This is a genomic window from candidate division KSB1 bacterium (genome assembly GCA_024655945.1).
Taxonomy (GTDB): Bacteria; Zhuqueibacterota; Zhuqueibacteria; order JANLFK01; family Oleimicrobiaceae; genus Oleimicrobium.
Genome location: JANLFK010000004.1, coordinates 117,704 through 130,269 on the forward strand (window position 1 = coordinate 117,704; position 12,566 = coordinate 130,269).

The 12,566-nt window shown below is 61.7% G+C and carries 12 protein-coding genes; all 12 read left to right on the plus strand.

Annotation, left to right across the window (positions count from 1 at the left end; translation table 11 throughout):
• Positions 1 to 64 precede the first annotated feature (64 nt).
• Positions 65 to 1,033 carry a polyprenyl synthetase family protein gene (locus NUW13_06990; GenBank protein ID MCR4438773.1) on the plus strand — a complete coding sequence of 323 codons (969 nt, stop codon included), beginning with the start codon at positions 65 to 67 and terminating at the stop codon, positions 1,031 to 1,033.
• A 40-nt stretch (positions 1,034 to 1,073) separates the two neighbouring features.
• Positions 1,074 to 2,051, plus strand: coding sequence for an FAD:protein FMN transferase (locus NUW13_06995; protein ID MCR4438774.1), 978 nt, complete (start codon positions 1,074 to 1,076; stop codon positions 2,049 to 2,051).
• Positions 2,052 to 2,091: 40 nt separating this feature from the next.
• Positions 2,092 to 3,027 (plus strand): SDR family oxidoreductase, encoded by a 936-nt coding sequence (locus NUW13_07000; GenBank protein MCR4438775.1) that lies wholly within the window; start codon positions 2,092 to 2,094, stop codon positions 3,025 to 3,027.
• A 24-nt stretch (positions 3,028 to 3,051) separates the two neighbouring features.
• Complete coding sequence (waaF, locus tag NUW13_07005; protein ID MCR4438776.1) at positions 3,052 to 4,110, plus strand: lipopolysaccharide heptosyltransferase II; 1,059 nt, start codon at positions 3,052 to 3,054, stop codon at positions 4,108 to 4,110.
• A 45-nt stretch (positions 4,111 to 4,155) separates the two neighbouring features.
• The gene (gene rsfS, locus NUW13_07010; GenBank protein MCR4438777.1) at positions 4,156 to 4,527 is read left to right on the plus strand and encodes a ribosome silencing factor; all 372 of its coding nucleotides are present in this window, start codon (positions 4,156 to 4,158) and stop codon (positions 4,525 to 4,527) included.
• Complete coding sequence (gene argS, locus NUW13_07015) at positions 4,524 to 6,356, plus strand: arginine--tRNA ligase (protein MCR4438778.1); 1,833 nt, start codon at positions 4,524 to 4,526, stop codon at positions 6,354 to 6,356. Before rsfS ends, argS begins: the two co-directional genes overlap by 4 nt.
• Before the next feature lie 28 nt (positions 6,357 to 6,384).
• On the plus strand, positions 6,385 to 7,311 hold the full coding sequence (locus NUW13_07020) for a PfkB family carbohydrate kinase (GenBank protein MCR4438779.1): 927 nt from the start codon (positions 6,385 to 6,387) through the stop codon (positions 7,309 to 7,311).
• A complete protein-coding gene (locus NUW13_07025) occupies positions 7,302 to 7,721 on the plus strand; it encodes a secondary thiamine-phosphate synthase enzyme YjbQ (protein ID MCR4438780.1) in 420 nt (139 codons plus the stop codon). Before NUW13_07020 ends, NUW13_07025 begins: the two co-directional genes overlap by 10 nt.
• A gap of 58 nt (positions 7,722 to 7,779) precedes the next feature.
• A complete protein-coding gene (locus NUW13_07030) occupies positions 7,780 to 8,304 on the plus strand; it encodes a TIGR03546 family protein (GenBank protein ID MCR4438781.1) in 525 nt (174 codons plus the stop codon).
• Between the two features lie 2 nt (positions 8,305 to 8,306).
• A complete protein-coding gene (locus NUW13_07035; protein MCR4438782.1) occupies positions 8,307 to 10,184 on the plus strand; it encodes a TIGR03545 family protein in 1,878 nt (625 codons plus the stop codon).
• A gap of 108 nt (positions 10,185 to 10,292) precedes the next feature.
• Positions 10,293 to 11,240: a hypothetical protein gene (locus NUW13_07040; protein ID MCR4438783.1), complete on the plus strand. Its 948-nt coding sequence runs from the start codon at positions 10,293 to 10,295 to the stop codon at positions 11,238 to 11,240.
• A 544-nt stretch (positions 11,241 to 11,784) separates the two neighbouring features.
• Positions 11,785 to 12,384: a transposase gene (locus NUW13_07045; protein ID MCR4438784.1), complete on the plus strand. Its 600-nt coding sequence runs from the start codon at positions 11,785 to 11,787 to the stop codon at positions 12,382 to 12,384.
• Positions 12,385 to 12,566: the final 182 nt, after the last annotated feature.

A 12,566-nucleotide genomic window follows, 5' to 3' on the forward strand; every position in this document is an offset into this window, starting at 1 on the left:
TCTTTTGGTTTTTTGCTACATTCTCGCACAAGTTCGGAGAAGAACAGGCATACCGGGACCCTTGTTGGAGAAGCACGCGTTCTGTCGGCCCATAGAGGCCGAGCTACAGCTTTTCGAAGATGCGTTTCGTTCGGTGCTCACCTCCGACGTCTCGCTCATCAACGACGTTGCCGTCCACCTGGCCGTGCACCGCGGGAAGCGTCTGCGGCCGATTCTCGCCTTTCTCGCCTGCGGACTGCATGGAGCTGCTCCGCGGGCGGCACTGAGGTCTGCGCTGGCGGTGGAGCTTTTGCATACTGCCACCCTGGTGCACGACGACGTGGTAGACTCTTCCCTTCTGCGGCGCGGCGCTCCCACCGTCAACGGCTTGTGGAGCAACCGCATCGCCATTCTTGTCGGTGACCTGTTGTTTTCGCGCGCCCTTGCCACTTTGCTGGATAGCGGCGATGTGCGGGCCTTGCGGCTGCTTTCAGATGCGACCTTCCGCATGAGCCGCGGCGAACTGCTCCAAGAGGAACACGGCCGTGACTACCGCCTCATGGGGCAGAACTACTTCCGCGTCGTGTCCGACAAGACGGCGGCGCTCATCTCCGCCTGCTGCCAACTGGGGGCAATGGCCGCGGGCGCCAGCGAGGTGGAGCTGCACACCATGGACCAGTTGGGCGAGAACCTGGGCATCGCTTTCCAAATTCGTGACGATATCCTCGACTATGTCGGCGACCAGGAGACGCTGGGCAAGCCCATCGGTAGTGACATCCTGAACAACAAGATCACCCTGCCGCTCCTCTATGCGTTGCGCGACGCTGAGCCGCAGGTCGCGCAGGAAGTTATGTCGCAGATCCAATCTCGGGAAAAGAAGCGGGTGGAGATGGTCATCGCGTTTGTCCGGCAGCATGGCGGCCTGGCTTACTGCGAAGAGCAGGCGCAGTCTTACCTTCGCCAGGCCGAGTCGTGCCTGGAGGGCTATGGAAGTTCGCCATACAAGGCGGCATTGCAGGAGTTGCTCCGCTATGTGGGCACGCGCGAGAAGTAGCTGGTCGTTTCTGCCCCGAGCAACCTGCTGGGCGATGTGCATGCTCAGCGCGTTGCTGGTCGCCTGTGCGCGGCACGAGCCGGTGCAAGAGACGCGCGTGCTCATGGATACCTTCGCCACCATCACCGTGTACGACCGCGACAAGAGCCGCGAGGCCATGCTCCGGGCCGTCGACGCCGCCTTTGAGGGGATGCTCGAGGTGGAGCTGCGCACCAGCTGCTACCGCGACAGCAGCGAAGTCAGCAAGGTCAACCGAGCTGCGCCGCGCCCAGTGGAAGCAAGCCCCTTGCTGTGCGCCTGCCTTGAGGAGGCGCGACGCGTGAGCCTCCTTTCCGATGGCGCCTTTGATGTGACTGTGGGGCCGCTCATGCGCCTGTGGGATTTCCTCAGTGATCACCCGCGCGTGCCGGACTCGGCGGCCATCAGAGCGTTGCTCCCCTTAGTGGATTTTCGCCGCGTGCACCTGGAGGCCGGCCGCGTTTGGCTGGATGAGCCGGGCATGGCCCTGGACCTGGGGGGCATCGCCAAGGGGCTCGCGGTAGATGTGGCCATCGACTCGCTGCGCGCCCATGGTATCACCGACGCCATGGTCGACGCGCGCAGCAACCTGCGTACGCTGGCCAGCGCGCTCACCGCGGGCAAGCGGCGCGTGTGGATCCGCCATCCGCGGGACAATAGCAAGCTCTTCGCCCGCTTCCGCATGGATGAGGGATGTGTGGCCACCTCCGGGGACTATGAGCGGTTTTTCATGAGCGATTCGCTGCGGTACCACCACATTCTCGACCCGCACACGGGCTGGCCTGCACGGTCGTGTGCCAGCGTCACGGTGATCGCCAACTCGGCCATGGAAGCGGACGCGCTCTCTACGGCCCTGTTTGTGCTGGGGCCTGAGCGCGGCCTCGCCTTGGCCGAACGACTGCCTGGAGTCGAGGCCGTCGTGCTCATCGACAACCATGGTTCTTTGGAGTGGCAGGCCACCGCAGGGCTGCGGGACAGGCTGGAGGTCGTCAAGAACTGAACATGCGTCGACTGCGCAGCAGAATGGGACGGAGAGAACGATGCCGACGACTCTGGTAACGGGAGGAGCGGGTTTCCTTGGCTCGCATCTATGCGAGTATCTGTTGAACAAGGGGCACAACGTCATTGCCATGGACAACCTCATCACCGGCACGGTGGCGAACATCGAGCACTTGCAGTGCGAGCGCTTTCGCTTCATCAAACACGACGTGACCGAGTACATCTACGTGGCGGGGAAGATCGACTATGTGCTGCACTTCGCCTCGCCGGCAAGTCCTTTGGACTACCTGCAGCTTCCGATCCAGACGCTGAAGGTGGGAGCATTGGGCACGCACAAGGCTTTGGGCCTGGCCAAGGAAAAGGGCGCCCGTTTCCTCTTGGCCTCCACCTCCGAGGTCTATGGAGATCCGCTCATCCACCCGCAGAGTGAGGACTACTGGGGCAACGTAAATCCCGTGGGGCCACGTGGTGTGTACGACGAGGCCAAGCGCTTTGCCGAGGCCCTCACCATGGCCTACCACCGCTATCACGGCCTGGACACGCGCATTGCGCGCATCTTCAACACCTACGGCCCGTGCATGCGTCCCCACGACGGCCGGGCCATCCCGACCTTCATCCCGCAGGCCTTGCGCGGGGAGCCGATCACCGTCTTCGGGGACGGCAAGCAGACCAGGAGCTTCTGCTACGTCTCCGACCAGATCGAAGGCCTGTACCGCCTGTTGATGTCCGATTGTGTGGATCCGGTCAACATCGGCAATCCGCAGGAGCTGACCATCATGGAGCTTGCCGAGACAATCGTGCGGCTGACGGGGAACAAGAGCCCCATCGTGCGCAAGCCGCTCCCCGTGGACGATCCCAAGGTGCGGCAACCCGACATCAGCAAGGCCAAGCAGCTCTTGGGCTGGGAGCCAAAGGTGGGGTTGGAGGAGGGGCTGCGCTTGACCATCGACTGGTTCAAGAAAAAGTTGGCGGAATAGTCGCCGTGGCGAGCGTGGAGCGCGATGAGCAGACGCACAACCCAGGCGCCGCCGCCAGGCCGGATTCTGGTCATTCGCCTCAGCTCGATTGGGGACATCGTCCTGGCCAGTCCGCTGTTGCGCGCCCTGCACAATGCCTTCCCGGAGGCGGCAGTGGATTTTGTCGTCAAGGAGAAGTTTGCCGACCTCGTTCGCTTTTCGCCTTATGTGCACCGAGTGCACGTGCTGCCAGAAGGAGGGGGGTTGCGTGAGCTGCGCGCCCTCAGACGCTCGCTCAAGGCGCACGGCTACGAGCTGGTCGTGGACCTTCACAAGAACTTCCGTAGCTACTACTTGCGCACTGGCTTGCGGGGCGCACGAACCGTGACTTACCGGAAGTGGCGCTGGGCTCGGGCCGTGCTCATTGCCGCCAAGAAGAACCTCTATCCGGGCATTGTCCCCGTCCACCAGCGCTATCTGGCCGCGGTGGCACCTTTGGGCGTGTGCGATGATGGGGAGGGCCCCGAATTCTTCATTGACCCGGCTGCCGGCGCGCGGGTGAGGAAATTGCTCAGTAGGGCCGGTTTTCTGTCCCGCCCGATGCGCGTGGCGGTGGTGCCTGGTGCTGGCTTCTTTACCAAGCGCTGGCTGCCCGAACGGTTTGCCGAGGTGGCGGATGCTCTTGCCGCAAGGCATGGCCGTGGCACGCTGCTGCTGGGCGATGCAAATGACCGGCCCATCGCCGCGGAGGTGCTTGCGCACATGCAGCACAAGCCGGTGGACATGGTGGGCGCACTGTCGTTGATGGAGAGCGCCGCGGCCCTGAGCTGCTGCGACCTCGTGCTGTGCAACGACACGGGCCTGATGCACATCGCCACCGCGCTGCGGAAGAAAGTCGTGGCCATCTTTGGGCCGACCACCGAGGAGCTCGGGTTTTTCCCCTTCGGGCCCCGGTCGCGGGTGGTGCAGAAGGAGCTGCCGTGTCGCCCATGTTCCCACATCGGCTCGCGGCGCTGCCCAAAGCGGCACTTTCGCTGCATGCGCGACATCTCGGCCGCCGAAGTGCTGGCGGCAGCAGAGGGGCTATTGGCACAGGAGAGTTGAAGTGAGGTTCATAACTGGGAGGGTGGAGAGCTGAACGCAAAGGACTTGTCCGACCCTAAGACTCTGGCCCTGCGCATTGCCGACCTTTCGTTGGACAAGAAAGCCTCTTCGGTCTTGGTGATGGACCTGCGGGGCCTCTGCTCGTTCACCGACTATTTCGTGCTCTGCACCGGAGCATCAGACACGCAGGTCAAGGCCATTACCGATCACATCGAGGAGGAGCTGAGCAAGGAGCGCATCGAGCCGTGGCACCGGGAAGGCTACACGCATCTGCGCTGGGTGATTCTGGACTACATCGACGTGGTGGCACACATCTTCCAGCCGGAAGTGCGCGAATTCTACGGCCTGGAGCAGTTGTGGGGGGATGCGCAGATTATCACCATTTCTGAAGACAGCATGGAATCGACACGAAGATGAGCATCATCGAGCAACAGATTCTCGCGAGCGTCGAAGAGGCGTGTAAGAAGGCCTTTGGCGTCTCGCTACCGCCTGACGCTCGCCTGGACACGCCCCCGGATGAGCAGCTTGGCGATTTCGCCTTTGCCTGTTTCCCCTTAGCGCGGCTGACCAAGACTGCGCTCGCCACCATTGCCCGCCGCCTGGCCGAGGAAATCGCCGTGGAAAAGCCTCTGGTGCGCGTCGACGTCGCTGGTCCGTACCTCAACTTTACCGTGGACAAAGAGGCCCTGTTCCGGGTCACCTGCACCGACATTCTGTCCGCACCCGATACTTTCGGCAATAGCGATGAGGGGCGCGGTGAGAAGATCCTCATCGAATACTCCGCGCCCAACACCAACAAGCCTCAGCACTTGGGACACGTGCGGAACAACCTCTTGGGCATGGCCATTTCTAACCTCTTAGAGGCCATTGGCCATGAGGTGGTGCGCGTGAATCTGGTCAACGACCGCGGTGTGCACATCTGCAAGTCCATGCTGGCCTACCAGGAGTTCGGCCAGGGGCGCACGCCGCAGTCGGCCGGGGTGAAGGGCGACCACTTCGTGGGTGACTTTTATGTGCTGTACGAGAAACATCAGCATCAGGAATGGCAAGAATGGCTTGCCGCGCGTGGGGTGGACATCAAGCAGCTCGATGACCAGGCGCGTCGCCGCCTGGAGGGGGAATTCTTGGCCCAGGCCAAATGGTACGGCAAGGTCAAGGAGATGCTGCAGCGCTGGGAGGCGGGCGACCCCGAGGTGCTGGCCCTCTGGCGCATGATGAACGACTGGGTGTACGAAGGCTTTGACCAAACCTATCGCCGGCTGGGCTGCAAGTTCGACAAGGTCTACAAGGAGAGCGAGACCTATCAGCTTGGCCGTGCGCTGGTCGAGGAGGGGCTGCAACGAGGCGTCTTCTACCGGAAACCGGATGGCTCCGTGTGGGTGGACCTCACCGCTGAAGGATTGGGCGAAAAGCTGCTCTTGCGCAGCGACGGCACATCCGTGTACATCACCCAGGACATTGGCACCACCAAGCTCAAGTTCGATGACTTTGGCATGAAGCGCGCCATCTGGGTGGTGGGCGACGAGCAGATCTACCACTTCCAGGTCCTCTTCGCCGTAATGCGCAAGTTGGGTTTCCCCTGGGCCGATGGCTGCTATCACTTGGCCTACGGCATGATCGACCTGCCCGCCGGCAAGATGAAGTCCCGCGAGGGCACGGTGGTGGACGCCGACGACCTCATGGACGAACTGTTCAGGATGGAGCGGGAGGAGATCGCAAAACGCCACCTGGACATCGCCCCGGAAGACCTGGACGCCACCGCGGAGATCCTCGCCCAGGGAGCGCTCAAGTTCTTCATCCTCAAGTTCGGGCCGCAGAGCCGCATGCTCTTCGACCCGGCCGAGTCCATTTCCTTCGATGGCTTCACCGGTCCCTATGTGCAATATGCCTACGTGCGCGTACGCAGCATCTTCCGCAAATCCGGCAAAGACGAGTTCGCTGCGGTCTCCCCCGAGCAGTGCGACTTTTCGGTGCTGGTGGAACCAGAGGAGATCGCTTTGGTGCGGCGGCTACACAGCTTCCCCGGCGAGGTGAAGGCTGCGGCCTTGTCCTACAATCCGGCGCGGGTGGCCACCTATCTGTGGGAACTGGCCAAGGCTTTCAGCCGCTTCTACCACGAGCATTCGGTGCTGCATGCCGAGGACGAGAAGTTGGTGCGCGCCAGGCTGGTGCTTTCCAAGGCGACCAGCATCGTGCTGCGCCGCGGCTTAGCTCTGTTGGGAATCGACGTGCCAGAGCGCATGTGATGCTGCAGCCGCAAGGGAGGAGGAGCTCATGAGCCTGTTGGTGGTCGGGTCAGTTGCCTACGATACCGTGGAGACGCCCTTTGGCAAGGTGGATGAGGCCTTGGGCGGGTCGGCCATCTACTTCAGTGCCGCCGCCAGCTTCTTTGTCCCGGTGCGCCTGGTGGCAGTGGTGGGCGAGGATTTTGACCGCAGCCAGCTTCGCTTTCTCGAGGAGCGGCAGGTGGACCTCGCCGGCCTGACGGTCGAGCACGGCAGCACCTTCCGCTGGGCAGGGCGCTACGATTATGACCTCAACGCCCGCGAAACGCTCTACACCCACCTCAACGTCTTCGAGAACTTTGTACCCAAGCTGCCGCAGAGCTACCGGGACAGCGAATACCTTTTCCTGGCCAACATCATGCCGCAGCTGCAGATGCAAGTGCTCGAACAGGTGAGCAAGCCGAAGCTGGTGGTCCTGGACACGATGAATTACTGGATCGAGAACACGCCGGCGGAGCTGCGTCGCACCCTCAAGAAAGTGAACGTCTTGATCATCAACGACGCGGAGGCGCGGCAGTTGGCCCAGGAGCCAAATCTGTACCGCGCGGCGCGGGCGCTGCTGCGCATGGGGCCCGACACGGTCGTTATCAAGAAGGGCGAGCACGGTGCGCTGATGGTCACCCCCAAGAGCTGTTTCTGGGCGCCGGCCTATCCCTTAGAGAGCCTGTGCGACCCAACGGGCGCCGGTGACACCTTCGCCGGGGGCTTCGTGGGCTACCTGGCCTACACGGACGACCTTTCGGAAGACAACCTGCGCCGCGCCGTGGTCTACGGCAGCGTATACGCTTCCTTCTGCGTGGAAAAGTTCAGCGTGGACCGCCTGCGTGATCTCACGCCGGAGGAGATTCAAGAACGCTACGGGGCCTTCTTGGAGCTGACCAGGGTAGATGCCGGCAGTGTGTTGCAATGCAGGTGATCACGGACTATGTGCCCGTCAAGACGCGCGGGCGCAACGAAATTGTGGACATGACCGACGCCGTGCAGGGGTGCGTGCAGCGCAGTGGGCTCCGTCGCGGCAGCGCCACGGTGTTCGTGCCTGGCTCCACCGCCGCGGTGACGACCATCGAATACGAGCCGGGGCTGCTCGAGGACGTGCCCGAAGCCTTGGAGCGCGTGGCGCCCATGGGAGTCCGCTACCACCACGATGCCACCTGGCATGAGGGCAACGGCTACGCCCACGTGCGCGCCGCGCTGGTCGGGGCCTCGCTCACCGTGCCGTTTGCCGATGGCAGACTGCTGCTGGGTACGTGGCAACAGATCGTTCTCATCGATTTCGATAACCGCAGCCGCCAGAGGGAAATTGTGGTGCAACTGATGGGTGAGTGACGGGTTCCTCCAACCTGTGCGGCTGGGGCACGTTTGGTGAAACAGGGGAGAGCCGCCGATGCTTCCGCTAAACTTCGCCAGCAAAGTCATCAAACTCCTGCGCTCTGCCGACTCGCCCACGCAAGTGGGCTGGGGATTTGCGCTCGGTGCCATTCCCGGCCTGACGCCTTTCTGGACGCTCCACAACTTTCTCGTGATTCTCCTCATCTGCATCCTCAACGTGAACATCACCGCCGCACTCTTGGGCTGGGGCCTGTTCAGCCTGTGTGCCTGGCTTCTTGACCCCCTGTTCGACGCCGTTGGCTACCAACTGCTGGCCAATGTGCCGGTACTCCAGCCGGTCTGGACCTGGCTGTACAACGTGCCGATCGCCCCGCTCACACGTTTCAACAATACGGTGGTCATGGGGAGCCTGGTGGTGGCCCTGCTTGCTTTGGTGCCGAACTTTCTCTGGTTCAAATGGTTCGTCAAGCGTTTCCGCGAGTCGTGGGGTGAAAAGATCGGCAGCTGGAAGGTCGCCCAGGCCCTCCGGGGCAACGCCATGATCCAGCTGTACCTGAAGATCCGTGACTTTGGAGGTTAGCCATGCGGTGGAAAGGGTTCATCCCGTTCCTGGTCCTCGTGGTCGGTCTGGTCATAGTCACCAGGCTGTTCGTGAACCGTTGGTTGGAGTCGGGCCTGGAGAAAGCGGGGGAAGCACTGGTCGGCGCGAGGGTGGAGATCGACAACCTGCGCGTGCGCCCGACCGCCCTTTCCATCGAATGGTCCAGATTGCAGGTGACCGATCCCGACCAGACGATGCGCAACCTGATCGAGACCGGACGGGCTGCTTTCACGATGAATCCTGCCGCCCTCCTTAGGAAGCGCTATGTCATCGAGGAGATGGCCTTGGAGGACGTGCGCTACGGTACCCCGCGCGTGTATGATGGTGCCTTGCCAGGGCGCGTGCGCAAGAAGAGCACCGAACCTGGGCTCGTCGACCAGCTCCGCGCCGAGCTCAAACGCGAGCTTGAGGCTCTCCCTCTGCCCGAATTCGACCTGGACGCGATTACGCGCCGCCTCAATGTGGACAGCTTGGTAGCCATCACAGGCGTTAGGATTGTCGATCGCTTGGACTCGGTGAGGACGGACTTGCTCAGCACTTACGAGAAGCACCATGCGTTCATGACCACCTTCCGCCCGGATGAGGACCTCAGGAAGGCTCGTGACGAGCTGCTCAGCCTCCAGCCCGCGCAGATCCGCAGTGTGGAGGAACTCACTGCTGCCCTCGAGAAGGTCAAGAATGTGCAGCGCACCTTCCAAGGCCTGGAGCGGACGGTGGCCGACAAACACCGGGAGATCCACGCAGACGTCGACCGCCTCACCGGCTATGCTCCCCACGTGGACGACTGGGTGAGGGAGGACTATGAGCGGCTCCTCAAGCTGGCCAAGCTGCCTGACCTGAAGAAACCAGAGCTGAGCAAGCTCCTGCTCGCTACTACCGTCGGCAAGCAGGTGGACCAGGTGTTGGGCTACATCCGCTTGGTGCAGGGCCTCATTCCGGAGAAAAAGGCGGTGCAGGAGCCTAAGAGGCAGCGCATGAAGGGCCGCACGATTCACTTCCCCAGCCGTTACCGGTACCCTCAGTTCTTGATGGAGAAGGTAGACCTTTCTGGACGCACCACCGCCGACGTGCAGGGGGAGTTCATCAGACTGATCGGCGAAGCCAGAGGGATCACCAACCAACCCTGGGTGTATGGCCGGACGACTTTGATTGACCTCGGCATACTGCAACAGGAAAAGCTCTCCGGGACTGTCAAGGCGGTGCTCGACCACACCACGCAGGCGGCAAAGGATAGCTTTGTGCTCAACTTGACCAACAAGAGCCTCGGCGGGCTGCCCCTGGCCCATTCTCCCTATCTGCCTTTGCAGGTGCAGAAAGGCAAGGCGGACGTCGCCTGGGTCCTTAGTCTCAGCGGCGGCTCGTTCTTGGCGAGCATGGACGTGAAAGCGAAGGGTCTTGGCTTTGATTTCCCGGCGGTAAAGCCTAAGGACCGCTTCGCTGCGCTGACGCGTGAGGTTTTCGGCGGCTTGCACGACCTTACCTTGCAGGTGCGCCTGTCGGGTGGAGGCGGGGCGACGAGGTTCCATATTGGCTCCAACCTCGATGACCTGCTGGGCGCGCGGCTCAGGGCGGTGGCCTCGCGCGAGCTTGCCGAGGCGGAACAGCGCATCATGAGCAAGGTGTATGCGCTGCGCGACCAGAAGCTTGCCGAGGTGAATGCGGTGTACGGCCAGCTCAAAGGCCAGGTGGTGGAGCGCATCGATGCCTACAAGCGGCAGGCCGACGAGTTGCACGCGCAGTTCGACGTCAAGCTTAAAGAGCTGGAGGCCGAGGTGGACAAGCGCAAGCGCGAGCAAGAGGACAAGCTGAAAGAGCGTGCCAAGAAGGGCCTGGAGGGGGAGATCCCGAAGAGGCCGTAGTTCCGTGGTTCGAGCCCTGCAGGCGGAAAGGAGAATCCAGGAGGGCCATCAGGGGGAGAAGACACCATCTCCTTACGGAGGGTGGAATTTCGCAAGGGAGGACACCTAATGGAGGAAGGAAAGCAACTGAGGGGGATGTGGGTGCCATTCGATGCCTATGATGTTTTCGGGTATCTTATCCCTGGCTTGTCGCTTGCTTTCTTCGCGGGCCTATATGAGCATCAATGGGTGGTGCAGGCGCCAGGCAACGAGCCCACGGCCTTTTGGCGATTGTTGACGTACCTCCATGGTCTCTTGAGAGGCGCCAACTGGGGGATTACTGCTTTTCTCCTTGGTTGTGGGCTGTGTACTGTGTACGTTTGTGGGCATGTGGTCGCATCACTGTCCTCGCTCCTCATTGACAGAACTTTGATTTTTAAAGGCCACCAGTACCCCTATGAATCATTGCTTAACCTTCCCCAGAAGCGGGACAACATATCGAGGGGGTTCTACAGGGGAATCTTCTTCTGGGGAAATGTGTGGCTGCTGCTCGTGTACCTCGTGACGGTTCTCGCGGCTCCTTGTTCGCCATGGGCTCTCAGCTTGTTCGTCCTTATTGGCATTTTTGTGCTGGCTATGCTCTTGCTGAAATGGCAGCACTGGCGCGAGGTGCACCAGAAGATGAAGAGCAAGAAGTGCCAAGAGTTTGTTGACCGGTGGGCGGAGAAGTGGCTGGGGAGGCTCTTTCCTTGCTTTTACGACCGGCTGGGCCCGCTGGTGGCCGACTACTTTCATCTGCGGCCAAGAGAGGCATTCGACCGCGGGTTCGTAAGGAAGTACAAGAGCTATTTTGAGGCCCTATTTGGCTTCTCTCCCAAGAGAGCTGGCACCAATAACTACTGGTTGGCCTATTGCCACGTCGCAGAAAAGTCCGACCTTGCTCCGATCTGCACGTCACTGGCTTTACCTCTACAGTTTCTGTCGCAACCAAGCGATTGCTTTCTACCTCGTCTTCGTCTACGCCGTTTTTCGACTGGCCTTTTGGGGACAACAATCAGCATTTCGGGGACCTTGTAGCCCTCGAACATGGCCGATCCTTTTCTTCGTTTGCGCGGTTGTATTGATGCTTCGATATAACTATGTGTATGCGTCTTACTACAGCAAGTTCGTCTTTAGAGCCTTCGTGTACCTGAGATCCGTTCGTGAGCGAGCGAGCCACCGCGCTCGCCGAGACCTTAGAGGACGCGAAATGAGTACTGCTGCGGGAGACTCTGAGTAAAGGGATCGTCCGCGCCTATTACGCGTGGGGGCGGCCGCAACGACCGGCGTGCGCAGGGGGGCGGGGTCGAAAGACGCCTGCGGTGTGTCACCATTGGGGGAGCCTGGCGTGAGGGTTGTTCGAACGCACCGGCGCGGGCAGGCTGTCTTGTCGATGAGAGGGTCCGTGGTGAACCTGGCATGGTGTCGGGGTGCACGTCCGTCCGCACGGGTGCCGTAGGGGACATGGTTACGCGCCCGCACGGGCACACGGCCGTGCACCCCCACGGGCACGGCACCGCCGTGCCCTGGGTGGTGCCATGTGCCACCATGTGCATTGGGACAATGACGCGGGGGTTGACGCATGTCGGGCAATCGCAGAATCCACCATCGCCGCAGCATTCGTTTGCCGGGGTACGATTACGCGCAGGCGGGGGCGTATTTCGTCACCATGTGCACGCATGACCGGGCGTGCCTGTTCGGCCGCGTGGTGGACGGCGAAATGCGGTTGAATGCGTTGGGGGAGATTGTGCGGGAGGAATGGTTGCGGTCTGCCCAGATACGTCGGGAAATCCGATTGGACCCGGATGAATTTGTGGTCATGCCGAATCACATCCACGGGATTGTGTGGATTTTGGATGACGTAGGGGCGCACCGCCGTGCGCCCCTACACCGTGCGTCCCTACATGGTGCGCCCCTACGGAACGGTTTGTGGCGGCCGCCGCGTTCCCTGGCGTCGTTTGTTGCCGGTTTCAAATCCGCCACGACGCGGCGGATCAACGCATGGCGGGGCACGCCTGGGGCGGCGGTCTGGCAACGGAATTATTGGGAACACGTTATTCGCGATGACGCATCCCTGCGCCGGATTTGCGCATACATCCAGACCAATCCCCTGCGTTGGCACCTGGACAGGGAAAACCCGCAGCGGGAAGGGATCGAGGACGAACGTGCATTTGTCCTGTGACGTCGGCCTGCCGCCGGGCACCCGGGCATCTGTGATTATGACCAATCATATCCACGGGATCGTGTGGATTCTGGATGGTCTGGGCGCGCACGGCCGTGGGGGGCGCACTGCCGTGCGCCCCTACATGGTGCGCCCCTACATGGTGCGCCCCTACATGGTGCGCCCCTACATGGTGCGCCCCT